Source organism: Marinithermofilum abyssi, assembly GCF_014641195.1.
GTDB lineage: Bacteria > Bacillota > Bacilli > Thermoactinomycetales > DSM-45169 > Marinithermofilum > Marinithermofilum abyssi.
In genome coordinates this window covers 1-24,169 of record NZ_BMHQ01000011.1, presented here as the reverse complement: position 1 = coordinate 24,169, position 24,169 = coordinate 1, and the positions used below count along the sequence as shown (strand labels likewise).

Here is a 24,169-nt window from a genome sequence, read left to right as displayed (position 1 = left end):
ATCCGGCCACTTTCCTTAATGGAAAGTGGCTTTTTTTATGGGACGATGAACAGGAGGAAAAGAAGTGAAATGGACCGTGTTGGGGTGTCACTCCCCTTATCCCGGGCCGGGTGGCGCGACACCGGGTTATCTGTTGGAAACGAAAGGAAAGAAGTTGTTGATGGATTGCGGGAGCGGTGTTCTGAGTCAATTGGCCAAGATCACGGAATTGCATACCTTGGATGCTGTCCTGTTGAGCCATTTGCATCATGACCACATTGCCGATTTTTTTGTCCTGCAATATGCCGTGCAAACAGCCATCAAAACCGGGAAGCGTCAAGGGCCGCTCACGGTCCTGGCTCCTCAGTATCCGGAAAAATGGGGTCGGTTGCTGGCTTACCATCAAGCGATTGATTTGCATCCGATACAAGAAGGGGATCCGCTTCACTTGTGCGGACTTGCCATCTCGTTTTTTCAAACGGATCACAAAGTGCCCTGTTTTGCGATGCGGTTCGACAATGGGGCGGCCTGTATCCTTTACGGAGCGGACGCCGGCCCGCAGACAAAATGGGACAAGATGGGTACGAATCCGGAACTCTTCATTTGTGAGAGCACTTTTTTGGAGAAAGATATGCCGCTATCTCCCATGGGACATCTTTCCGCCCGGCAGGCGGCGATAGCCGGGGAGAGTATGGGAGCTAAGCGGTTGTTGTTGACCCACCTTTATCCTGAATACAACCCGAATCACTTGTACGATGAAGCAAGGCCATATTTTTCCGGTGAGCTGACAGTGGCTCGTAACGGGTTGGTAATCGATGTAGGGGAAGCCTGATGCGATGGAATCGATAAGTAGAGGATGCGTGGGGAGGTGTGACCGGAATCCACTGAGCCCTTCCGCTTGTAGAAAAAGGTTGTCTTTCATGGTGGCAGGGTATACAATCATCGGAGGAAAATTTTATTCCGGCTTGAAATGGACAAAAAAGACCGGCTAGCCGCCGAATACGATAGGGAATGGGATGGTCGCTCCCACAACGGAGGAGGGTAACCAATCATGCCGGATTTTTTTAATAAAGACGTCAAGGAAAAATGGAAAAGCCAAGCCAAACAATTTTTGGAAAAGCGGCGGGAAGATATGCAAAAGCTTTGGACCAAAGTGCGTGAAGAACAAGCCCGGCGCGAGCGGGAAAAAGAAGGAGATTATGCGGCTGAATTTCGTTATCAGGATGAAGAGATGGATTTTATCATGCTTATTTCTTTTGAGGAAGCGGAAATCTACGAAAAAGCAAAGAAAAAGCTGAAGGAAGTACGCAAAATTCATTCGGATCCAAAAATCCGCAAGCAGTGGGAGTCCAAAAAATATCTCAGCCTGCACGATCATTTTACGGAGCAGATCGAATATTATTTCCAACGCCGGAAGGAGGATCCGGTGGCGATGGAACGGGCAATACGTTACTGCAAACGGCAAATTTACTACGCTCCCGTTGCCGCCAAGGCATACCGCATGGATCCGACCGTATTCAGTCTGCCGGAGCATCCGGGTTATGATCGTTTAATCACCATGTACGAGGAACGGAAAAACTGGACGGAGGCTCTTCGGTTGTGTCAACAGGCCGCCGAGCAGGGTTGGCAAGGCGACTGGAGCAAACGGTACAATTACCTGGAAGAACAGCGGGTTCGTGCCGTTACAACGGGGGAATAAGTTCTCCGCGAGCAAACAGATTGACAGGAGCGATGGGTTAAGTTCCAAACAAGAGATTTTTCCATAAAACACAGCCTGGGATCACTCCCAGGCTGTTTGTGTGACCAAAAACTCACCCCGTTGCCGATGTAGCGGCTTTTTCCCGATTCTTTTTATATCGTACGATACGCTTTTCCCAATCCCCGTTCCAACCTTCCGTCAACGCCTGCTCACACAGCTGAATGGCCTCGTCGTATCTGCCTTCTCTGTCATAAATAATGGATAATTGCTTGTATCCATAATGCTGCGGCAGGGAATCCTTTGCTTGGGGATCCAACTCATGGGCATAGATCGCCATTGGAGCATAAGCAATCTGTTTTTGGCAGTAGGCGATTGCTTCCTGCAAAGCTTTCGTATCCTCATCCCGTAGTTTGTAGCAGGCTTGGGCACGGTCTTTAAAGTAGATCTGAAGCGCCCAATACTGTTTTGCTTCATAATGCTTCAATAATTGCTGCTCCCAGTTATTCGGATTGTCTCCATACTTTTCTTTCATCTCTTGGTACTGAGTAACCGCAGCTTTGACCACTTCATATTCATCTTGAGTGAGCGGTGTTTCAAACTGAAAGTCTCCATCACGGTATGTAAAACGGTTCGGAGACAAGTGGAAGATTACTTCGTGCTCCTTCTTCTCGGGCGAAGTCGTTTCCGGAGCCTCGGGAAGAGCGGATTCCCTGGAAGACGCGTCGGCTGTAGACGGAGCAGGATCGACATGCTGCATCAGAGGCGTTTGTTGCGAAGAGGAAGGTGTCGCCGCTTGTTCCTCGGAGCTTGCCGTCTCACGGGATGCAGGCCGCAACCACGCTCTGGCTTTGTTGAGCCATTTTCCTAACATGGATTCTTACCTCCTTTGTCTCCATTTGGTTGGGTTCATAAGCCTACCGAAATGGTATTATTTTTCGGGGTTCGGTGTCAATTTGTCCAGGAAGGGGAGTCCAAATCTTTTCAGAAAATGTCCTCTAATAACGGACACTATGCTGCGGAGGGAATCGGTGATATAATTAATATCGACAGACTTAATAAGGATTTTGGGGAAAAGGAAGGTGTACGCCGTGGGTGGAACCATGCGCGCGCTGGTGAAACACCATGCCGGTTTTGGAGCGGAACTTCGGGAAGTGCCGATCCCGACCATCGGTCCAAATGAGGTGTTGGTGAAAGTGAAAGCAACCACCATTTGTGGAACGGATGTTCATATATACAAGTGGGACGATTGGGCTGCGGGCCGGGTAAAGCCGCCGCTCGTATTCGGCCACGAGTTCTCTGGTGAAGTGGTGGAAGTAGGAGATCAAGTCACCCATCTGCAAATCGGGGACCATGTGTCGGCAGAGACGCATATCGTTTGTCATCGGTGTCCCCAGTGTCTCCGCGGAGACTATCATATCTGCGCAAATACGCAGATCATCGGAGTTGACCGGAATGGCTGCTTTGCCGAATATGCGGCGATGCCAGCTGAAAACCTATGGAAGAACAACAAGGACCTGCCTCCGGAAGTGGCATCAGCGATGGAACCGATGGGGAATGCGGTGCACACGGCCTTATCCGGTCCGATCACCGGAAAAAGGGTGGCTGTCATCGGCTGCGGTCCGATCGGAGTCATGGCGGTGGCAGTAGCCAAAGCTTCCGGTGCTTCTCAGGTGATCGCACTGGATATCAATGAATATCGACTGAATCTGGCGGGCACCATGGGAGCTACAACATTGATAAACTCCCAAGAGGTGGATCCGGTAACACGTGTGAAAGAGCTAACCGGCGGCCACGGCGTCGATGTGGTGCTGGAGATGTCCGGTCACCCTGTGGCCATTCAACAAGGGTTTGCTATGCTCAGCTTGGGCGGGCGAATCTCTATGCTGGGGCTTCCGACGAAGCCGGTGGAACTGGATATCTCCAATGAAATCGTATTCAAAGGGATTCAGGTGCACGGGATCGTGGGCCGCCGGATGTATGAAACCTGGGAGCAAACTGCCGGTTTCTTGAACTCCGGCCAGGTGGATCTGAAACCGATGATTACCCACCGCTTCTCGCTGGAGGAGTTTGAAAAAGGTTTTGAGCTGATGATGAGCGGCAAATCCGGGAAAGTGGTATTATACCCCTGAGGGAGCTTTCCATGGCTCTACCAAACCATACGGAACGGGAGGGACGGGTGTGAAAGGCTTTGAACATTTGAAACAAGAGATTCAGGAGTGGAAAGAAAAGGGTGTATATCGCCCGCTGACGGAGTTGGAATCGGATCAAGGTTCCAAAGTGGTGATCGACGGTCGGGAAGTGATTCAGCTTTCGTCCAACAACTATTTGGGATTGACCACCCATCCGCGGTTGAAAAAAGCGGCCTTGGCGGCGATCGAAAAGTATGGAGCCGGAACAGGTTCGGTCCGCACCATCGCGGGTACTTTCTCGATGCATGAGCGGTTTGAAGAAAAGCTGGCCAAGTTTAAGCACACGGAAGCCGCTTTGGTGTTTCAATCCGGCTTTACCTCCAACGTGGGCGTTATCGCATCCATCCTCGGCAAAGAGGACGTCGTAATTTCCGATGCGCTCAACCACGCCAGCATCATCGACGGGATCCGCTTGACGAAAGCCCAGCGTCGCATCTATAACCACTGCGATATGGACGATTTGGAAAAGGCGTTGAAGGAAACGGAAGGCGCCCGTACCCGTCTCGTGGTGACCGACGGAGTGTTCAGCATGGATGGAGATGTGGCTCCGTTGCCGGACATCGTGGAGCTATGCGAAAAATACGGCGCTCTGGTGATGGTGGATGACGCCCATGCCAGCGGTGTCATGGGTAAAAACGGCCGGGGAACGGTGGATCATTTTGACTTGCACGGACGGGTACATATCCAGGTGGGTACGCTGTCCAAAGCCATTGGTGTGTTGGGCGGATATGTCGCCGGGCCGAAGGTGCTTCGGGATTACCTGATTCACCGGGCGCGCCCATTCTTATTCAGTACCTCTCATCCGCCGGCTGTGACGGCAGCCTGTGACGAAGCGATCCAGGTGCTGTTGGAAGAGCCTGAGCTGATCGACCGTCTGTGGGAGAATACCCGCTTCTTCAAAGAGGGATTGCATAACCTCGGCTTTAACACCGGTAAGAGTGAAACACCGATCACTCCCGTGCTGGTGGGCGAAGGTGCACTTGCGATGAAATTCTCCGACGAACTGCTTCAAGAAGGTGTCTACGCTCAAGGAATCGTTTTCCCGACAGTACCCAAAGGAGAAGCCCGCGTACGTACCATTGTGACGGCGGCGCACAGCCGGGAAGAGTTGGAACAAGCCCTGGAAGCCTTTGGACGGGCAGGACAAAAGTTGGGGATTATCTAAAACAGAACAACCGGAGACGGACACTAACAGTCCGCTCCGGCTTTTTTATGGGTATGTAGATGGATTCAGGCCATTGATTTCCCTTAAAAAAAAGACGGTTGATGCGGTCCTCTTGCTGAAAGCTTCCCTCCATTGAAGGAAACCGTTTTTTCGTATATAATAATACAATTGCAAAGGAAGCATTTGACTCACCCGGTAGAAAGGTGTTGAGTATAGATGAGTCAGAAGACGAAAGATATGTCCCGTTACTTTACGCCGCCGGATCTGAAGGCGGCCAAAAAACGCGGCAAAGAACAAGTGTCGGTGTTGGAGTTTGAGAGCCTTCCCGAAGAGATGCGGGAAATAGGAAAAGGAAAGAAGTATCTGATCAAGACCTTCGGCTGCCAGATGAACGTTCATGACAGCGAAACCATGGCCGGGATTCTGGAGTTGATGGGGTATGAGCCGACGGAAACGGAAGCGGACGCTTCCATTATTCTGATCAACACCTGTGCCATCCGGGAAAATGCGGAGGACAAGGTGTTTGGTGAGATCGGACGGCTGAAAACCTTGAAAACGGAAAACCCGGAGCTGATCCTCGGGGTGTGCGGCTGTATGTCCCAGGAAGAGTCCGTGGTAAACCGGATTTTGCAAAAGCATCAGTTTGTCGATCTCATCTTTGGTACCCACAACATTCACCGCCTGCCCCATTTGCTCCAGGAAGCCCTCTTCAGCAAAGAGATGGTGGTGGAAGTTTGGTCCAAAGAAGGGGACATCATCGAAAACCTCCCCAAAGTGCGGGAAGACGGCCTGAAAGCCTGGGTCAACATTATGTACGGTTGCGATAAGTTTTGTACCTATTGCATCGTTCCATACACACGAGGCAAAGAGCGGAGCCGCCGTCCGGAAGATGTTTTGGCGGAAATTCGGGAGTTGGCCCGCAAAGGTTACCAAGAAGTGACGCTGTTGGGGCAAAATGTGAATGCTTACGGAAAAGATTTTACGGACCGCACGTACACCTTCGGTGACCTGATGGACGATGTGCGCAAAATCGGGATTCCGCGGGTACGCTTTACCACAAGCCATCCCCGGGATTTTGACGATCACCTGATCGAAGTGCTGGCCAAACGAGGCAACTTGGTGGAGCATATCCATCTGCCGGTACAGTCCGGGAACAGCGATATACTGAAGCGGATGGCTCGGAAATATACCCGGGAGCAGTACCTGGAGCTGGTGCGCAAGATTAAGAAGGCGATCCCGGATGTGGTATTGACTACAGATATTATCGTCGGTTTCCCCGGTGAGACGGACGAACAGTTTGAGGATACGCTGTCCCTGATGCGGGAAGTGGAGTATGATTCTGCCTTTACCTTCATTTATTCTCCCCGGGAAGGAACACCGGCGGCGAAGATGAAGGACGATATCCCGATGGAAGTGAAAAAGGAACGCCTGCAGCGGTTAAACAAGTTGCAGGATGAGATCAGCCGCAAGAAGAACGAAGCCCTGCGCGGTAAAGTGGTAGAAGTGTTGGTGGAAGGGGAAAGCAAGAAAAACTCCGAAGTGCTGTCCGGCCGTACCCGGACCAATAAGCTGGTCAACTTTAAAGGACCGAAACACCTGATCGGCCAATTCACCCATGTGCGTATCACCGAACCGCAAACCTACACCCTGAAAGGGGAATGGGTGGAAGAAATGACGGTTTCCCGGGTGAGCGGCTGATGATGGAACAACGCACGGTGCATCATCCAATCCTGGCCAAAGCTCAACGCTTGGGACGTTTGATTCAACAGGCGGAGGAAGTGCGCCGGTTTCGGGCTGCGGAAACGCAGGTGGAAAAAAGTGCACGGGTGCAGGGCCTGATCGATGAGATCAAACGGAAACAAAAAGAGCTGGTTCATGCCAAGCACTATCAAAAGACGAAATATATCCGTCAGGTGGAAGCGGATCTGGATCGGTTGAATGCGGAACTGGATCAACTGCCGATCGTACGAGAATACCAGCAATCTCAAGTAGAAATGAATGATCTCCTCCAAATGTTGCAGCAAGCCATTGCCGATACGGTATCAAAAAAGATCGAAGTAGAAACCGGAGGCGAAGCCCCTGGCGGTTGCGGGAGCGGCGGTCCGTGCGGTTGTCGGTAACATTTGGGCATCAGCTGAATATGATTCTAAAAAACCCTACGGAGATTCCGTAGGGTTTTTGACACCCTAGACTATCGCCCTGCATACACATGTACTGAACGATCGTTTGGAGGAGGGAGCATCGTGTCAAATACAGATACCGGAATGCAATGCCGTCAAATCATTACCAAAGCGGTCACCGGTAAAGGTCGTAAGTTCTCCCAGGCGACGCACTCCGTCAGACCCCCGGGCAATATTTCCAATATCTTGGGTTGCTGGATTATCAACCACACTTATGACGCCAGCCGAGTGGGTGACGTGGTCGAAGNTCCGCTTAGCTACTTTGATTCCAACACCCGGGAAGGTACCTTGGAAGTGAGTGCAGTCGCCACCCAGCCGCCGAACTGCATCGAAGCGAAAATTGCCGGTGACGGTTCTGCCCTGGTTCGCGTCGAGAGGGAATTTTACGTGGAGATGGTGGGCGAAACCAAAGTGTGGGTTGTAGTAGGCTCCGGATCGGAGGACATCTGGGATGACAAACTGTTGGATGTATCTACGGCGGATGGGGGCTCCAGTGATTTCGAAGATTTGGATCCGGATCTTGTCATCGATGACCTGGACGACTGAACAAAACTGGATAAGAGCGGCCCCCCGTGGAGGCAGGAGCCTCCTTTTTCTTTTTTTCTCTAACCATCTGCAGGCATGCCACATACCATAACAGCAGAGTGCGGCTTTTGGGGAAAACGAAAGGGGAAAGCAAATGAAATCCCTCGACCTAACCAACCTTTCTATGGACAGTGTCCAACAGGTATGTGAAACAATGATGACGGAACAAGGTACACTTTCCCCCACCGTAGAGATTCAAGGCACCTGCGAAGATTATGTCCCATCCTTGCGTACGTTGAATCAACCGGATTTGTTGCAACGTTATGAAGGCAAAGAAGAAAAGTATCGTTGTTTTCAGCTGCACGGGATCACGGCACATGCTCAAAAAACGGATGTGCTCAAGCGATACATTGTGTATCTTTTTCAGAACCATGTGCTGTTGATGTTCCGATCCAAAGGAAAAAATGTATGGCTGGCCCGCAGCAAGAGAAGTAAACCCGTGAGGTATGAAAGGGTTTCCTTACAAGAGAAGAGCCGGGAAGTTCGTAAAGTTTCCTCTTTGGCGATCCGGGCCCTGTATGCGTTGGGATGGGATTATGGAGCCGTGAAAGTGGTGGTATTGCCGAGGCAAAAGCTGGCCGTGGCTGATATTAACCCCTCTCCGCCTCTAAATGAAGAGGTGGGTGGTGCATTTTCCAGGGCAGTCTATCGGTATACACAAGGGTTGCCGGGGTTGGCTGTCCCATTGGATCACATCTTGATGGGAGCTGATCCGGAGTTTATCATGCGTCGTTCCAACGGCCAATTGGTGATGGCATCCCAGTATTTTCCCCGGTTTGGTCAGGTGGGGTGCGATGCGATTTGGTGGGGGCGGGACCGATCCGTAAAACCCTTGGTGGAGTTGCGTCCCAAGCCCAGCATGGATCCCCGGCAGTTGGTCATTCGCATGTACCAGGGGATGCTGTATGCTTCCAAAAAAGTGAAAGATCCTGACATCCATTGGTTATCCGGTTCCCTGCCCCATCCCAACTATCCGCTGGGAGGACATATACACTTCAGCGGCATTCCATTGACCTTTCAACTGCTGCGTGCCCTTGACAATTATTTGGCATTGCCGTTGGTATTGCTGGAAGACAGCAAGGGGATCAAGCGGCGTCCACGGTATGGTTTTTTGGGAGATTTCCGCACCCAATTTCATGGGGGGTTCGAGTATCGAACCCTGCCCAGTTGGTTGATCTCACCGACGGTCACAAAAGGCGTATTGGCCGCTGCCAAGGTGATCGCATCGTCTTATCCGTATTTGCCCAAGGATTACTTAAAAGACTTTTCCATGCAAAAGGCGTATTATCACGGAGATAAAACGGAAATCAAAAAGGTGCTGGAAAGTTTATGGAAGGATTTGCGTAGCAGGAAAGAGTATCAACAGTACCAAGAATATCTGGATAACTATTATCAGAAACTCACAACCGGATCTACATGGGATGAGAGTCGGGATATTCGTGTCGCATGGAAAATTCCGCCTTATCACCCATTGAAGGGCGGCATTTTCTAAGGGAGGAATCAGGGCGGATCGCTTGTTCCCCCTTAAGGGCCATGGTACAATTAAGGTCATGAACTCATGAAAAAATAAGGATCGGAGGGGTCAGAGTGGCCAAGTACACTCCGATGATACAGCAATATCTCTCGATTAAGGCAGAGTATCCCGATGCCTTTTTATTTTTTCGTCTCGGAGACTTTTACGAGATGTTTTTTGAGGATGCCCAAAAAGCGGCGGAAGAGCTGGAAATTACGCTGACGGGCAGGGACGGCGGAGCAGAGCGTATTCCGATGTGCGGGGTTCCCCATCATTCGGCGGAGATGTACATCGCCCGCCTGATTGAAAAAGGCTACAAAGTAGCTATTTGCGAACAAGTGGAAGATCCGGCTTCCGCCAAAGGGGTCGTGCGGCGGGAAGTGGTTCGGGTCATCACCCCCGGTACGGTGATGGATGAAAAGATGTTGGTGGATAAGGAGAACAACTTTTTGGCGGCCCTTTCCGCTGGGGATGCGGGGGAATTCGGTTTGGCCGCCAGCGACCTATCCACGGGAGAGTTTCATGTCACCACGTTGACAGGCGACGCCGATCAGCTGTTGGATGAGCTGGCTTCATTTCAACCGCGGGAAGTGCTGTTGGATCCCCGTTTGTCCCAGCACCCCGCCTTGTTGAAGCAGATTCGGCTCCGTTTGGGAAGTTTAATTACCACTACCGCGGAGAAGGAAGTTCCTGGAATCAATGTGCTGGAACAGGAATTGGCTGCCCAGTTCCCCGAGTATCAGCAGGCCTGTACGACGCCGATTGCGACACAGGTAGCGGGGCTTTTGCTTCACTACCTACAACAGACGCAAAAACGGGCACTTCGCCACATGAACCGGATTCGGCGCTACGATGCCAAGCAGTACATGGTGCTGGACGAGTCGGCCCGCAGTACGCTGGAGCTGACGGTAACCCTTAGAGAAGGCAAGCGAAAAGGTTCCCTTCTGTGGCTGCTGGATCAAACGGGTACTGCGATGGGCAGCCGGTTGTTGAAAAAATGGCTGGACAAGCCGCTGCTCAGCAAAGAGGCTATCGAAGCCCGCCAAGAAGCGGTACGTGCCTTTGCAGAGGACCTGTTGCTATTGGAAGAAGTGCGGGATCGGTTGAAAGAAGTTTATGATTTGGAACGGTTGTCCGCTCGGATTGCTTACGGCTCTGCCAATGCCCGGGATTTGCAGTCGCTGCGCCGGTCGATCGCGGCGGTTCCCGGATTGAAAGATCGTCTGATGGAGAGTGACAGCCGGACGTTGCAACAAATCGCTCATGAGATGGATCTGTGTGAAGACCTTTTGTCCTCCGTGGAACAGGCCATCGTGGATGATCCCCCTGTCACGGTGAAGGAAGGCGGCATTATCCGAGAAGGTTATGATGAAGAACTGGACCGCCTTCGTACGATCCAGCGGGAGGGACGCACCTGGATCAGCCAGCTGGAACAGAGGGAGCGGGAAGCGACCGGGATTAAATCCCTCAAAGTCGGATTCAATAAAGTGTTCGGATATTATATCGAGGTGACGAAAACCAACCTGCGCCATTTGCCGGAAGGGCGATATCAGCGGAAACAGACGTTGGCCAATGCGGAACGTTTCGTTACACCGGAGCTGAAGGAACGGGAGCGTATGATTCTGGAGGCGGAGGAAAAATCGGTGGAGCTGGAGTATCGGCTGTTTACCGAGCTGCGGGAAAAAATTGCCCGGGAAATCCCCCGGATTCAAGCACTGGCCGAGCGAGTGGCTCAATTGGATGTACTTCACTCCTTTGCGGTCATCGCGAAAAAGTACCGCTACGTCTGCCCGGTCATCCGGACCGATGATACGCTCCTGATCGAGGAAGGGCGCCACCCGGTAGTGGAAGCGGCTGTCGGCGAAGGGGAGTTTGTCGCCAATGACGTGCATTTGGATAACCGTAAACGTCAAGTACTGCTGATTACCGGCCCCAATATGGCGGGAAAAAGTACATACATGCGGCAGGTGGCTCTCATTACGTTGATGGCACAGATCGGTAGTTTCGTACCGGTGAAGAAAGCGGAGATTTCATTGGTTGACCGTATTTTCACCCGGATCGGGGCGGCTGACGATCTGGTCGGTGGCCGGAGCACGTTTATGGTGGAGATGGACGAAACGCGGCAGGCGCTGGCCCAGGCAACCCCGCGCAGCTTGATTTTGCTCGATGAAGTGGGACGGGGTACCTCCACCTATGACGGGATGGCACTAGCCCAAGCCATCGTCGAGTACATCCACGACCATGTGGGTGCGAAGACGCTTTTTTCCACCCATTATCATGAGTTAACCCGGCTGGAAGAGGAATTGGCACGCGTGGTCAATGTAAATGCTCGCTGTATGGAAAAAGACGGTGATGTGGTCTTTCTTCATAAAATCGAGCCCGGCGGTGCGGATCGCAGCTATGGAATTCACGTCGCTCAGCTGGCGGGAATGCCAACCGAGGTGATCGGTCGGGCGCGCTCGATTTTGGAAGGATTGGAAGGTCGGGCGGAAGCGGCACCGGCTCGGCAGTTGGAGCTGTTTCCCTTGGATTGGAGTTCCTCGCCGTCGACGGATGAACAGGGTCTTACTGTTCCGGCTGAAAAGAGCGAAAAGGCGGGCGAGGAAGCTTCCGCAAAAGAAGTACCTGTCCATCAAGAGGCCGAGGAAGCCGCATGCGTTGTTCGTGAATCCGCGCCATCCTTCAGCCGAGCAGATCAGGAAGTGCTCGAAGCACTGCGGGATTTTGATTTGATGAGCCAAACCCCGCTGTCGACGATGCAGTTTGTCCATGAGTTACAGCGGCGTCTTCGGGAAGGTGGTTCCCATGGCTAAAATCCAGGTGATGGATGAGCATTTGGCCAACCAGATCGCAGCGGGCGAGGTGGTGGAGCGTCCCGCTTCCGTTGTCAAAGAGCTGGTGGAAAACGCGCTGGATGCGAAAGCGGACCGAATCCAGGTGGAGATCGAAGAGGGAGGTATCCAATTCATCCGGGTAAACGACAACGGCTTTGGCATGGACCGGGAAGATGCCGTGCGCGCCTTTGAGCGGCATGCGACCAGCAAAATCCGTCGGGAGCGAGACTTGTTTGCCATCCGTTCCCTCGGCTTTCGTGGTGAAGCGCTCCCCAGTATCGCTTCTGTGTCCCGGTTAACCTTGACCACTTCGGAGGGCAAGGGGGAACCGTCAACGTGTGTCCGCTTGGAAGGGGGCAAGGTGTTATCTGTCGAGGATACCACCCGCTCTCAAGGGACGGAAGTGGTGGTAAAGGACTTGTTCTTCAACACTCCGGCCCGTTTGAAATACCTGAAAACCGTCAACACTGAGGTTAGTCATGTGGCGGATGTGATCGGGCGTCTGGCCTTGGCTCATCCATCGGTCGCCTTTTCTCTCCGCCATAAGGAGCGGGAGTTGTTCCGCACGCCGGGAGACGGTAAGCTGCTGCACGTGGTACATGCTCTCTACGGGAAGCAGGTGGCGCGAAAAATGCTCTCCTTTTCGGCGGAAGATATGGACTTTCAAGTGACGGGGTGGATCGCCCGCCCGGAAGTGACCCGCTCCAACCGCTCGTATGTGTCCACTGTGATCAATGGCCGCTATATCCGGAGTATCCCCGTGGTGCAAACGGTATTGAAGGCCTATGATACGCTGCTTCCCGTCGGCCGGTATCCGATTGCGGTCTTGGCGATCGAGATGGACCCCAAACTGGTGGATGTCAATGTTCATCCTTCCAAACTGGAAGTACGCCTGTCCAAAGAGAAAGAGCTGTGCCACCTGATCCGGGAAGGGATACGGGGGGCTTTCCAGAAAAGCGTCCTGATCCCCAAGGCGGATCAGCCTGCTAAACGGGGGGCCTCGACCCGAGCGGTGCAAGAGCGGTTCAGCTGGGATGAGAAAGGTTTCAGCACCGGCAATGTCCATCGAGCTGACCGGGTGCATGAGTCGGCGTTTCCCTTATATCGGGGAGTGTCTGATACGACTACCGATCGGCGGAACGATCCACAAAAGGAAACGGAAAACGCGCAGCTCTCTTATGAGCAGAAGCAAAGGACTGCTGAACAAGGACTCTCCAACCTTCGGAATGAAGCGGACACCACTCGCCGCTACAAGGCGAAGGAAGCTCCTTTACAAGAGACTGCCGCTGCCGTTGATCACGTATCTGAGCCGAAGACATTACCCGGGGAAATGAGGGACAGCGGTCCAACCAGGGAGAATGATGATGGCGGCAAGGCCGGTTCCGAACTGCACACCGATGGGTCCTTTCCCGCTCTGACCCCCTTGGCGCAAGTGCATGGGACGTATATCATCGCCCAGTCGGAGGATGGATTTTATTTGTTGGATCAGCATGCAGCCCACGAACGGATTTATTATGAACAGTTTTACCGGCGGTTGCAGGAGCAGGACCGTGAACAGCAGCAACTGCTGATTCCGATGACAGTGGAATGCACACCGGCGGAAGCGGAATCGATCACCGGCCGGCTGGCCGATTTGCAGGAGATGGGAATTGAGATCGAACCATTCGGTGGTACCTCCTTTTTAATCCGTTCTCACCCCAAGTGGTTTCCCCAGGGATGTGAAGAGGCCCTGCTCAGGGAGATCTTGGATTGGTTGAAAAAAGGGGAAAAGGTGGACCGTGCCCGGTTGCAGGATGATGGGGCCAAGACGATGGCTTGCAAGGCGGCAATCAAGGCGAACCGCCATTTACGGAAAGACGAGATGGAGGAGTTGCTTCAACAGCTTCGCCGTTGTGAAACGCCTTACACTTGCCCTCACGGCCGTCCGATTTTGGTCCATTTCTCCACCTACGAAATCGAAAAGATGTTTAAACGGGTGATGTGATGCTGATTGTAACGACTTCGCAGCGCCCTGCAAAGGAACATATTCTACTGGCCCGTCGGCTGGCGTCTCAATTAAAAGCCCCTTTGGTGAAACGGGACCGTTCCATCGCTCAGCTGTTGAAAGTCCATAAAGCAGCGGAAGCGGTGGTGGTCTCCGGTGCAGGGGTTCGCTGGGTAACGGCGGAAGGGGAACCGTTTTTCTTTCACCCCAATATGTCGGCCGTCCGTGTGCGCCAGCTGCGCAAAGGCGGAGAAGACTCCTTTCTACAAGCAGCACAGCTCCGTCCGGGAGATCATGTGTTGGATTGCACCTTGGGCCTGGGTGCTGACGCGATTGTCGCCGCATTTGCCGTTGGAGTGGAAGGCCGGGTACTGGGCTTAGAGAGCCAACCGGTGATTGCTGCACTCGTGGAGCATGGACTGCAAACCTATGAGGTGGACACGCCGGTGCTGAAAGAAGCAATGAAGCGTGTCGAAGTCCGTTGTGTAGATTATCGGGACTTCCTCCCCCGATGTCCGGATGACGCTTTTGATGTGGTCTATTTCGATCCGATGTTTCGCCATACGGTAAAGCGCTCCTCGGCGATGCAATCGTTGCGCCGGTTGGCCAACATGGCTCCGGTGGATGAAGCGATGGTTCGGGAAGCTCGTCGTGTAGCCCGCCGCCGGGTCGTGCTCAAGGAGCGTCCCAGTAGCGGCGAGTTTGCCCGTCTCGGATTTCAAGTGGTAAAAGAAGCTTCCAGCTTTGCCTTTGGAGTGATTGAGAAAGGAGGGGAGGGGACATGAAAGAAGATTTGCTGGTGATTGTCGGTCCGACGGCGGTGGGGAAAACAGCGCTCAGTTTGCAGCTGGCCCGCAATTTTCACGGGGAGATCATCTCCGGTGATTCGATGCAAATCTATCGGGGCATGGATATCGGGACGGCGAAGGCATCACCGGAGGAACGTGCGCAAGTTCCTCACCATCTGATCGATATCGCGGATCCGGATTACCCTTTTTCGGTAGAGGAGTTTCAAAAAGAGGCCCGGCGGAAGATCACCGAGATTTATTCCCGGAATCATCTGCCGATGCTGGTGGGCGGTACCGGGTTGTACATCCAGGCAGTGACCCACGGCTATCGGCTGCCGGGAACGGAAGAGAACCCGGCTTTCCGTCGGGAAATGACCCGCTTTGCCGATCAACATGGCAATGAGGCGCTCCATCAAAAGTTGAGAGAAGTGGATCCCCCCTCGGCTGAGAAGCTGCACCCCAACGACCGCCGCCGCATCATCCGGGCACTGGAGGTATATGAGGCGACGGGAAAACCTTTTTCCTCGATGCAAACCATGGAACCTCCCCCTTACAATATTTGCTGGGTGGGGCTCACGATGCCCAGGGAACAGTTGTATGAACGGGTGAATCAACGGGTGGACCAGATGATGGAAGAAGGTTTGGTAGAGGAAGTGAAGCGGTTGCGGGAGAAAGGCTACTACGGCAATCTGGTCTCTATGCAAGCTCTCGGCTATAAAGAGATCATGCTGTATCTGGACGGAGAGGTCAGCCTGGAAGAAGCGGTGAATATGATCAAAAAAGGGACACGTAAGTTTGCAAAAAGGCAATTATCATGGTTTCGCCGGATTTCCGAAATCCGATGGTTTGATGTTACAATGGAGGGGGCATCCCAAGAAATTCACCGCTATGTAGCAGGAAACTTCCCTCAGTACACAGAATAGAGTAAACTAATGCCAAAACGACCTTAGGAGGTACATAATTTTGAAGCAATCGATCAACATCCAGGACACCTTTTTGAACCAGATCCGCAAAGAATCCGTGCCAGTGACGATTTACCTGATCAATGGATTCCAGTTGCGCGGCGTCGTGCGTGGATTTGACAACTTTACGATTGTAATCGACAGCGACGGCAAACAACAAATGGTATACAAGCATGCGATCTCCACCTTTACTCCCGCCCGCCCGGTTTCTTTGATGTCTAACGACGATTCGAATAAGCAAAGCTGAAAACCAAGTGGTGACACTTGGTTTTTCCATGTCTGTTCACCAAAATCTAGGCATCTGCGTATATTGAGATGAGCCGATACGATCAAAGAGGTGACAGACGTGGCGAACCATGTAATCACGCGGGAAACCAACCGTATTCACGTGGTACTGGATCACGGCCAAAATCGAAAACCGTCGTTGAACGCCTCTTTTCCTCTCGAAGACACCCTGGCTGAGGAAGGGCACCTCCCTCTCAAGCGGTGCCTGGAGGAGTTGGAGGGGTTGGTGGGTCTGTCGAAAATCAAGGCCTTCATTCATGAGATTTATGCCTGGCTAGAAATGAACCGGCGCCGGACAGCAGCCGGGTTAACGACGGAGGGTCAAGTTTTGCATATGGTGTTTGAAGGCAATCCGGGTACCGGAAAAACAACGGTGGCCCGTATTATGGCCCGGATGCTGAAAGAGATGGGCATCCTTTCGAAAGGGCATTTGGTAGAAGTGGAACGGGCCGACTTGGTAGGGGAGTATATCGGCCATACGGCGCAAAAAACCCGGGAGCATGTGAAACGGGCGATGGGCGGCATTTTATTCATCGATGAGGCCTACGCACTGTCCCGCGGCGGGGAAAAGGATTTCGGCAAGGAAGCGATCGATACCCTCGTTAAATCGATGGAGGACCACAAAGATGATTTTGTATTGATTCTGGCGGGATATCCCCTGGAGATGAAGCGATTTCTCCGTTCCAACCCCGGGCTGCCCTCCCGGTTTCCGATTCACTTGCAATTTTCCGATTTTACGATCGATGAGCTGATGAAGATATCGGAATGTATGGTGGAAAAGCGGCAGTACCGGTTGTCTTCGGCTGCAAAGGAAACCCTCCGCAGGCAGCTTTTGAAGGAAATGGCCGAAGAGGTGCAAACCTTTGGAAACGCCCGCTACGTACGCAATGTGGTGGAGCATGCCATTCGGCAACAAGCGGTCCGTCTCTTGCACTGCCGTCAGGTTTCCAAAGAGGATTTGATGATTTTGCGAGCAGAGGATTTGCACATTCCCGGGAAAAAAGAGAACTCCACTGTATACTCATGGTATAATTAAACTACCGATGTATAAGGAATGTATTTGTTTAAAGGAGGATGATCCACGATCAACGAGATCGTCCATGAAAAGGAGCGGGCGGTTTTGGTTGGATGCGGTGCCAAAGCCGACGAGCGGTTCCTGCGTTCTTCTCTGGAAGAATTGGCCCGGTTGGCGGATACGGTTCAGGCGGAAGTGGCGGCTACGATTATCCAGTTCCGCGACAGACCGGATCCTGCCTGGGTGATTGGACGCGGGAAGGCAGAGGAGGTTGCTCAGCTCGTCAAAGACCAAGGGATCGATGTGGTTATTTTTGACCGGGAGCTATCTCCGAGACAACTGCACAACTTGGAATCGATATGGGAGTGCAAGGTGCTGGACCGCACCCAGTTGATCCTGGATATTTTCGCCATGCGCGCCCAAACGAAAGAAGGAAGTCTACAAGTGGAGTTGGCTCAACTTCAGTATTTACTTCCGCGTTTGGTTGGTCAGGGAAGGGAGCTTTCCCGTCTTGGCGGCGGCATCGGTACCCGGGGTCCCGGGGAGAAAAAGCTGGAGACAGACCGGCGCCACATCCAGCGTCGGATCCGGGACTTAAAGCGGGAATTGGAACAGGTGCACAAGCATCGGCAGCTCCATCAGGCCCGCCGCCGCAAGATGGAGATCACGCAGGTGGCGCTGGTAGGGTATACCAATGCTGGGAAATCAACCTTGTTGAACCGGCTGACCCGGGCGGAAGTGCTGGAGGAGGACCAGCTGTTTGCGACTTTGGACCCCACTTCCCGCTTTTTGGAGCTGCCATCCGGCGAAAATGTTCTGTTGACGGATACAGTGGGCTTTATCCGCAATCTTCCTGTGGAGTTGGTGGCTGCTTTCCGTTCCACCTTGGAGCAGGTCAGGAAGGCAGATCTCCTTTTACATGTGGTGGATGCCAGCCATCCGGAAGCGCAGGAGCAGATGGAAGCAGTGGATCGGGTGCTGCAGGAGCTGGATGCCGATCAGATTCCGGTGCTGACGGTTTTTAACAAAAAAGATCAAGCGAAGGAAAATGTACTGATGGCCGAAGGGGAGTCCATTCGTATTTCCGCATTGGATGAGCAGGATCGGGAGCGATTGAAGCTGAAGATGGATCAGATGCTTCACGCGGCACAGATCTGCGGGGTGGCGGAAATTCCGGTGAGCAAAGGGGAATGGATTTCTCGCTTGTACCAAACGGCGGATGTGTTGAGTTCGGAAGTGAAGGGGATGACCCTTGAGGTGAATTTCCAACTGCCGTTGCGCCGGTATGAACGTCTCTCTCCGGAGATGAAGGCGATGATTCGCCGTACGCATCCGTAATCTCAGATAGAAATGGTGTTGTATCGGTGTATAGTCAGTTGAAACACGGTGCTTTGTTGAAAGACTGGGCAGAAGAGGTTGAAATGCAAATCGCTTCTCGCATCCGCGGGATTGAGCGTCGGGTGGAAGAACATCAATGGCGGTTATTGGAGGCTTATCGCAGTCACGGAATCAGCGAACAACACCTGGCTGATTCCACCGGCTATGGATATGACGATACCGGTAGGGCGGCACTGGAAGGGATCGCCGCTGCCGTGTTTGGTGCCGAGGCGGCGTTGGTCCGGCCGCACATTGTATCCGGAACCCATGCCATCACGGCCTGTTTGTTTGGCGTGTTGCGTCCGGGGGATGAGTTGATCTACCTCACGGGCGATCCTTACGATACCCTGGAAAAAGTAATCGGGCAAACAAAGGACGGCAGCGGGTCGCTGGCTGATTGGGGCGTCTCCTATCAAGCCATCCCATTGACCGAGCATGGACAAGTCGACTGGAAGGCTTTTGCCCGTGCTGCCGGTCCTCAAACCAAATGTGTCGGTATACAACGCTCCCGCGGATATGCTGATCGGGCGTCTTTTACGGTGCAAGAGATCGGGGAAATGGTGCGCCGGATCCGGGAAACGGCACCGGATGCGGTTATTTTCGTCGATAACTGTTACGGGGAATTTGTCGAGTCGATGGAACCCACTCATGTAGGCGCCGATTTGATGGCGGGCTCCCTGATTAAAAATCCCGGCGGCGGGTTGGCCAAATCGGGCGGTTATATCGCCGGAAAAAAGCGATATGTGGACCAGGCGGCATCCCGGATGGTTGCTCCCGGCATTTTGGCGGAAGGGGGAGCCACTCACGGTTATATGCGGGATTATCTGCAAGGGTTCTTTTTGGCTCCCCACGTGGTGGGAGAAGCCCTCAAAGGGGCGGTTTTTGCTTCGGCTATACTGGAGAAAGCGGGATTTTCGACAACACCTGGCTGGAACGATCCCCGAACGGATATCATACAACTGATTCGTTTGGGACAGCCGGAGCTGTTGATCGCCTTTTGCCAGGGGATCCAGGCGGCTTCTCCCGTCGATGCCCATGTCCGGCCCGAACCCTCTCCCATGCCGGGTTATGAGGATCCCGTCATTATGGCGGCGGGGACGTTTGTTCAGGGAGCGAGCATTGAATTATCTGCGGATGGGCCGCTGCGACCACCTTATCTCGCCTATATGCAAGGCGGCCTAACTTACGCGCATGTGAAGATCGGGATTCTCTCCGCATTGGATCGCATGCTGGACACGGGTGCTGTTCAACGAAACAACGGAAGGGGTTAGCCATGGAAACCTTGTGGTGGAGCATCATTATCCTGCTCTTTGTCAGCGCCTATATGGGTCTGGTACTGCCGGTTTTGCCGGATGCCCCGTTGATGTTGGGCGGTTTTCTACTGTATCATTTTCTGATCGATGATCAGGCGCTCAGCTGGTCCTTCTGGGTGACAGCCGTGGTCTTGACGGTGCTACTTTTTGCAACGGACTACTTGGCCGGAGCTGTGGCAGCCAAAACCTACGGTGCTTCCAAGACGTCGATCTGGGCAGCAGTTGCTGGTGCTTTGTTGTTCAGCCTGGTCATGGGGCCCGCCGGGTTTATTGTAGGGCCGTTGGTATCCGTGATCGCTGTTGAAATGGCGCAGAAAAAAAGCTGGCAGCAAGCGGTCAAAACCGGACTGGGTACGTTGGTCGGTTTTTTGGGCGGAATTTTCCTCAAAGGTGTATTGATGACGGGGATGTTGGTATGGTTTTTGGTGCTAGTATTGTAAAAAGCCTTCGCTCGAGTAACGGGCGAAGGCTTTTTCATGGTATAAGGAATCGGTTTGAGCTCAAATATAGAGGGGGAGGAAGTGCTTTCTTAAAATATTAATGTCAAATTCTCTAACATGCATTGACAAAATAACCTAACATAAATATAATGAAAACAACGTTGACGGACGTAGGAGGAGGCGCTGCAGATGCGCGATCAAATCCGTCGAAGCATGCCTTTGTTTCCCATAGGCATTGTGACCAAGTTGACTGAGCTTACCCCGCGTCAGGTGCGGTACTATGAACAGCAAGGCTTGATCCAGCCAGCCCGATCAGAAGGCAACCAGCGGTTGTTTTCCTTTAACGATGTAGATCGGCTGCTAAAGATCAAGTCCCTGATGGAAAAAGGGGTGAATATCGCCGGGGTGAAGGAGGTCCTGCAACAGGAAGACCTGCAAAAAGCCCGGGAGCAACAACAGCTCCAAGAGGCGGCCCTCTCGCAACCGGCGGCATCCAAAGCTTCACGGTCGCCAATATCCGACACGCAACTGCGTCGCTTATTGAAGCGTCAGTTGAGCGAATTGTCGGCTCGACCGAACCAAAGCCACCTGATCCGCGGTGAGCTGTCGCGTTTCTTTCATTGATATGGTCTCTGAGAATTTCTACCACATCTGAAGGGAGAACAAACATCTCATGGCCACCAAGTTTACCAAAGAAGACATTCTAAAGTCCGTTGAAGAAGAAAATGTCCAGTATATCCGACTGCAATTCACTGATCTCTTGGGAACCATTAAAAACGTGGAAATTCCCCGCAGCCAATTGCAAAAAGCACTGGATAACAAAATGATGTTCGACGGTTCTTCCATTGAAGGATTTGTGCGGATCGAAGAATCCGACATGTATCTCTATCCCGACCTGGACAGCTGGGTGATCTATCCCTGGGGCGGTGTAGACGGCGGTAAAGTGGCCGGGCTCACCTGTGACGTATATAACCCGGATGGCACTCCTTTTGAAGGGGACCCCCGCGGTATCCTGAAAAAGGTGCTTGCAGAGGCAAGGGATATGGGCTTCACTTCTTTTAACGTGGGTCCGGAACCGGAATTCTTCCTGTTCAAATCCGATGAAAAAGGCGAACCTACCCTGGACCTGAACGACAAAGGCGGTTACTTCGATCTGGCTCCGCTGGATCTGGGCGAAAACTGCCGCCGCGATATCGTGGTGACTCTGGATGAAATGGGCTTCAATGTGGAAGCTTCCCACCACGAAGTGGCTCCGGGTCAGCATGAGATCGACTTCCAGTATGCCGATGCTGTCACGGCCGCTGACAACATCCAAACCTTCAAGCTGGTCGTGAAAAACATCGCTCGCCGTTACGGCTTGCATGCCACCTTTATGCCGAAACCGTTGTTCGGTGTGAACGGTTCCGGTATGCACTGCCATATGTCTCTGTTCCGCGGCAATGAAAATGCCTTCTACGATGAAAACGACGAGCTGGGTCTGAGCGAGACCGCCCGTTACTTCCTGGCCGGGATTCTGAAGCACGCCAAAGCCTTTACGGCCATCACGAACCCGCTTGTAAACTCCTACAAGCGCCTGGTGCCGGGTTACGAAGCACCGTGTTACGTGGCTTGGTCTCCGAAAAACCGGAGCCCGCTTGTACGTGTGCCGGCTTCCCGCGGGATGAGCACCCGGATCGAAGTACGCAGCCCCGACCCGTCCGCCAACCCGTATCTGGCTCTGGCTGTGATGCTGAAAGCAGGTCTGGACGGTATCAAAAATCAACTGGAGCTGCCGAAAGAAACCGACCGCAACATCTACGTCATGGATGAAGATGAGCGGAAGGAAGCTGGTATCGAAAGCTTGCCGGCACACCTGAAAGCGGCTCTGGAGGAGCTGGCCAATGATCCGGTGATCGCTGAAGCGCTGGGTGATCACGCCCTGGCTCACTTCATCGAAGCCAAAGAAATAGAATGGGATATGTTCCGTACCCAAGTGCACCCCTGGGAACGCGAACAATATATCTCCTTGTACTAATCAGGGAAACGGAAAGAAGCAAAGGGAGAGAAGGAACCACCTCCGACGTATTGTCGGGGGTGGCTTTTTTTGGGGGAGTACCGGGTTCGGTTGTATGGTCCCGAATCACAACATCGCAACAAAAATTTTTCCAACTCCGATGATGATAGGGGGGAAATGGTACCCGTATGGCGGGAATTGCAGCTGCGATCACGAACAATAGGATTGGAGTAGTTGGAGTAGCCGGAGAGCTAAGGGAATTGCATGGAATAGTGACGATAGCTAAAGGAAGCAGAGCAGTAGCAAGAGCTAAGGCATAAATAATCCGCTTAGATAGGCCGTATTCATAAAACCCGTTTCCTAGTATAGGGGATTTGTAAGTAGAGTGAGTAATCTTAAACGGCAGGAGACGGCGTAGCATGTGAATCTCTTGCCGAAGCTTAATCGATGCCGTTCGACCACTGCAAGTGGTGGCCAATTGGGCATGAGAGCTTGGAGACTACCCGGTGCTACATCCCCCCCGAGTGAGCATGGGTTGCGGAGAGCTGTGGATAGCATTTCGTAGGAGAAAGGTAGATGCAGAGGAGGGGGCACGGAAAAACGCCGCTAACCCCAGAAGTGACAAGGTTTTACGGCGTTTTTGCTAAATGGTCACATAGCAGGCATTCCTAATAATCATTGTCTGGTTATAGAAACCCTGCGCGAAAAGGAGTTCGACGACTTGATGGCCGCTTCTTACTCTACCTCCTCGGGGACCCGGGGGGAGTCCGGCGATCCCTCCTGCGACGCTTCCAGGGATCGTTGAAAGCCCATGATACGGCGATACATGGATTTGTCTTTCAGCTTCCTAAACGCGTTGAGACTCGGCCTGGGGTTGGCCTCGATGATCCATACCCTGCCGTCCCTGTCGATGCCCATGTCAAAACCAATCATCTTTTTTTGCGGTACATCCTTCCCCAGTATTCGGGCGGCGAGCAGGGAGACTTCCTTCAGTTCCTTCAGCACATGTTTCCTTCCCCGGCGGACATTTGATTTGGTTAGGGCCTTCTCCACAGTATAAACCCCGCCCCCCGATCGGCCGTTGGTGATGAAGTACCCATTACCGGCGGTTTTAGCCACCCATCCCGTCAAGACCCAAGGGGAACCGGGTTTCCGCTGAGTGATGGTCCGGACGGTAAAGGGGTGGGGTCCGATCCGTGCCAGGGAGACGCATTTTTGCACCAGATATCGCGATTTGGAACGGGAGTTAATTTTCCGCACCATTGCGGCCAGGGATCCGGCATTCTTCAAAGTATTGACTTTCTGGTTAACGTGGGCCACATATCCTCCCTTCTTCTGGGGGCCAATGCGGATGACCCCATATCCCCCCGTCCCGCCGGAGGGCTTCAACACCAGCACGCCGTACTGGCGCATCATCCTCTCCAAAGCTTTCGGCGAATACAAAACCGTGGACGGGACCGAACCTTTGAGATCCTGCACCTTGAATAAATTCCGATGGACCGACCATTTGTACCCAACTCTGCTCATCAAACCTCCTCCCTCCACGTTCGGTTTTTTAAGCAGTCGTTGGTTACATACAATATATACCCGTGCGGCACTATTTGCTTAGATACCCGTCCCTACCGTGCGGACATAAAAAGACCGCCGAGTATGGCACTCCCCGAGGCCCGCTGTAAATAAAACGGGCCGTTTTAATTGTTTAAAAACCACCCAGGATCTTCCTCTGTTTTACTAAGACTTTTTATAAATAGCGAGTGGGAAAACCCAGCCCTTTCGGGTTGGGATGAAAGCGAGCATCGGACAAGGGAGGGGCTTGCCCCCTCTCAACAGTCCGACAATTTTTTCGTCCAAAGGCTGGAACATACGTT

21 protein-coding genes are annotated in these 24,169 nt (G+C 52.8%); 19 read left to right on the top strand and 2 right to left on the bottom strand.

Translation table 11 applies throughout. The features are described from left to right. Positions 1-64 precede the first annotated feature (64 nt). Positions 65-811, top strand: a complete 747-nt coding sequence (locus IEW70_RS14235; RefSeq protein ID WP_188648581.1) for an MBL fold metallo-hydrolase — start codon at positions 65-67, stop codon at positions 809-811. A 219-nt stretch (positions 812-1,030) separates the two neighbouring features. Beyond that, positions 1,031-1,678, top strand: a complete 648-nt coding sequence (locus IEW70_RS14230; protein ID WP_188648580.1) for a hypothetical protein — start codon at positions 1,031-1,033, stop codon at positions 1,676-1,678. 112 nt (positions 1,679-1,790) lie between these two features. Here the strand turns inward: IEW70_RS14230 and IEW70_RS14225 are convergent, their stop codons facing one another. Next, positions 1,791-2,549, bottom strand: coding sequence for a tetratricopeptide repeat protein (locus IEW70_RS14225; RefSeq protein ID WP_188648579.1), 759 nt, complete (start codon positions 2,547-2,549; stop codon positions 1,791-1,793). 217 nt (positions 2,550-2,766) lie between these two features. Here IEW70_RS14225 and tdh point away from each other — a divergent pair, with 217 nt between their 5' ends. The 17 genes from tdh (at position 2,767) to glnA (ending at position 22,322) form a co-directional block, all read left to right on the top strand. Continuing rightward, positions 2,767-3,807 (top strand): L-threonine 3-dehydrogenase, encoded by a 1,041-nt coding sequence (gene tdh, locus IEW70_RS14220; RefSeq protein WP_188648578.1) that lies wholly within the window; start codon positions 2,767-2,769, stop codon positions 3,805-3,807. 49 nt (positions 3,808-3,856) lie between these two features. Next, entirely contained in the window at positions 3,857-5,032 is a 1,176-nt protein-coding gene (locus IEW70_RS14215) for a glycine C-acetyltransferase (RefSeq protein WP_188648577.1), read from the top strand. A gap of 216 nt (positions 5,033-5,248) precedes the next feature. Further along, the gene (gene miaB / locus IEW70_RS14210) at positions 5,249-6,730 is read left to right on the top strand and encodes a tRNA (N6-isopentenyl adenosine(37)-C2)-methylthiotransferase MiaB (RefSeq protein WP_188648576.1); all 1,482 of its coding nucleotides are present in this window, start codon (positions 5,249-5,251) and stop codon (positions 6,728-6,730) included. Next, a complete protein-coding gene (locus IEW70_RS14205; RefSeq protein WP_188648575.1) occupies positions 6,730-7,152 on the top strand; it encodes a YlbF/YmcA family competence regulator in 423 nt (140 codons plus the stop codon). Before miaB ends, IEW70_RS14205 begins: the two co-directional genes overlap by 1 nt. Positions 7,153-7,296: 144 nt before the next feature. Beyond that, positions 7,297-7,758 (top strand): outer spore coat protein CotE, encoded by a 462-nt coding sequence (gene cotE / locus IEW70_RS14200; protein ID WP_188648670.1) that lies wholly within the window; start codon positions 7,297-7,299, stop codon positions 7,756-7,758. Positions 7,759-7,891: 133 nt separating this feature from the next. Next, entirely contained in the window at positions 7,892-9,289 is a 1,398-nt protein-coding gene (locus IEW70_RS14195) for a putative amidoligase domain-containing protein (protein WP_188648574.1), read from the top strand. A gap of 95 nt (positions 9,290-9,384) precedes the next feature. Further along, positions 9,385-12,123, top strand: a complete 2,739-nt coding sequence (gene mutS, locus IEW70_RS14190; RefSeq protein WP_188648573.1) for a DNA mismatch repair protein MutS — start codon at positions 9,385-9,387, stop codon at positions 12,121-12,123. Continuing rightward, complete coding sequence (mutL, locus tag IEW70_RS14185; protein ID WP_188648572.1) at positions 12,116-14,128, top strand: DNA mismatch repair endonuclease MutL; 2,013 nt, start codon at positions 12,116-12,118, stop codon at positions 14,126-14,128. Before mutS ends, mutL begins: the two co-directional genes overlap by 8 nt. Continuing rightward, positions 14,128-14,913, top strand: a complete 786-nt coding sequence (locus IEW70_RS14180) for a class I SAM-dependent methyltransferase (protein ID WP_188648571.1) — start codon at positions 14,128-14,130, stop codon at positions 14,911-14,913. The genes mutL and IEW70_RS14180 overlap by 1 nt, the downstream gene beginning before the upstream one ends. Then, positions 14,910-15,839, top strand: a complete 930-nt coding sequence (gene miaA / locus IEW70_RS14175) for a tRNA (adenosine(37)-N6)-dimethylallyltransferase MiaA (RefSeq protein WP_188648570.1) — start codon at positions 14,910-14,912, stop codon at positions 15,837-15,839. Before IEW70_RS14180 ends, miaA begins: the two co-directional genes overlap by 4 nt. Before the next feature lie 40 nt (positions 15,840-15,879). Beyond that, a complete protein-coding gene (gene hfq / locus IEW70_RS14170; protein WP_188648569.1) occupies positions 15,880-16,125 on the top strand; it encodes an RNA chaperone Hfq in 246 nt (81 codons plus the stop codon). 99 nt (positions 16,126-16,224) lie between these two features. Further along, positions 16,225-17,199, top strand: coding sequence for an AAA family ATPase (locus tag IEW70_RS14165; RefSeq protein ID WP_229752011.1), 975 nt, complete (start codon positions 16,225-16,227; stop codon positions 17,197-17,199). 84 nt (positions 17,200-17,283) lie between these two features. Continuing rightward, positions 17,284-18,516: a GTPase HflX gene (hflX, locus tag IEW70_RS14160; RefSeq protein WP_229752010.1), complete on the top strand. Its 1,233-nt coding sequence runs from the start codon at positions 17,284-17,286 to the stop codon at positions 18,514-18,516. A gap of 26 nt (positions 18,517-18,542) precedes the next feature. Then, complete coding sequence (locus tag IEW70_RS14155) at positions 18,543-19,826, top strand: methionine gamma-lyase family protein (protein ID WP_188648568.1); 1,284 nt, start codon at positions 18,543-18,545, stop codon at positions 19,824-19,826. A 2-nt stretch (positions 19,827-19,828) separates the two neighbouring features. Beyond that, positions 19,829-20,308 (top strand): DUF456 domain-containing protein, encoded by a 480-nt coding sequence (locus tag IEW70_RS14150; RefSeq protein WP_188648567.1) that lies wholly within the window; start codon positions 19,829-19,831, stop codon positions 20,306-20,308. 189 nt (positions 20,309-20,497) lie between these two features. Then, positions 20,498-20,932 carry a MerR family transcriptional regulator gene (locus IEW70_RS14145; protein WP_188648566.1) on the top strand — a complete coding sequence of 145 codons (435 nt, stop codon included), beginning with the start codon at positions 20,498-20,500 and terminating at the stop codon, positions 20,930-20,932. Positions 20,933-20,981: 49 nt separating this feature from the next. Next, the gene (glnA, locus tag IEW70_RS14140; protein WP_188648565.1) at positions 20,982-22,322 is read left to right on the top strand and encodes a type I glutamate--ammonia ligase; all 1,341 of its coding nucleotides are present in this window, start codon (positions 20,982-20,984) and stop codon (positions 22,320-22,322) included. Between the two features lie 714 nt (positions 22,323-23,036). Here the strand turns inward: glnA and IEW70_RS14135 are convergent. Continuing rightward, on the bottom strand, positions 23,037-23,828 hold the full coding sequence (locus IEW70_RS14135) for a YheC/YheD family protein (RefSeq protein ID WP_188648564.1): 792 nt from the start codon (positions 23,826-23,828) through the stop codon (positions 23,037-23,039). Positions 23,829-24,169: the final 341 nt, after the last annotated feature.

Coding starts and splice junctions, on each gene's coding strand:
- glnA (WP_188648565.1), top strand. CDS start 20,982: ATGGCCACCAAGTTTACCAAAGAAGACATTCTAAAGTCCGTTGAAGAA.
- IEW70_RS14135 (WP_188648564.1), bottom strand. CDS start 23,828: ATGAGCAGAGTTGGGTACAAATGGTCGGTCCATCGGAATTTATTCAAG.
- miaA (WP_188648570.1), top strand. CDS start 14,910: ATGAAAGAAGATTTGCTGGTGATTGTCGGTCCGACGGCGGTGGGGAAA.
- IEW70_RS14230 (WP_188648580.1), top strand. CDS start 1,031: ATGCCGGATTTTTTTAATAAAGACGTCAAGGAAAAATGGAAAAGCCAA.
- IEW70_RS14145 (WP_188648566.1), top strand. CDS start 20,498: ATGCGCGATCAAATCCGTCGAAGCATGCCTTTGTTTCCCATAGGCATT.
- IEW70_RS14195 (WP_188648574.1), top strand. CDS start 7,892: ATGAAATCCCTCGACCTAACCAACCTTTCTATGGACAGTGTCCAACAG.
- miaB (WP_188648576.1), top strand. CDS start 5,249: ATGAGTCAGAAGACGAAAGATATGTCCCGTTACTTTACGCCGCCGGAT.
- IEW70_RS14205 (WP_188648575.1), top strand. CDS start 6,730: ATGATGGAACAACGCACGGTGCATCATCCAATCCTGGCCAAAGCTCAA.
- mutL (WP_188648572.1), top strand. CDS start 12,116: ATGGCTAAAATCCAGGTGATGGATGAGCATTTGGCCAACCAGATCGCA.
- IEW70_RS14180 (WP_188648571.1), top strand. CDS start 14,128: ATGCTGATTGTAACGACTTCGCAGCGCCCTGCAAAGGAACATATTCTA.
- IEW70_RS14150 (WP_188648567.1), top strand. CDS start 19,829: ATGGAAACCTTGTGGTGGAGCATCATTATCCTGCTCTTTGTCAGCGCC.
- IEW70_RS14225 (WP_188648579.1), bottom strand. CDS start 2,549: ATGTTAGGAAAATGGCTCAACAAAGCCAGAGCGTGGTTGCGGCCTGCA.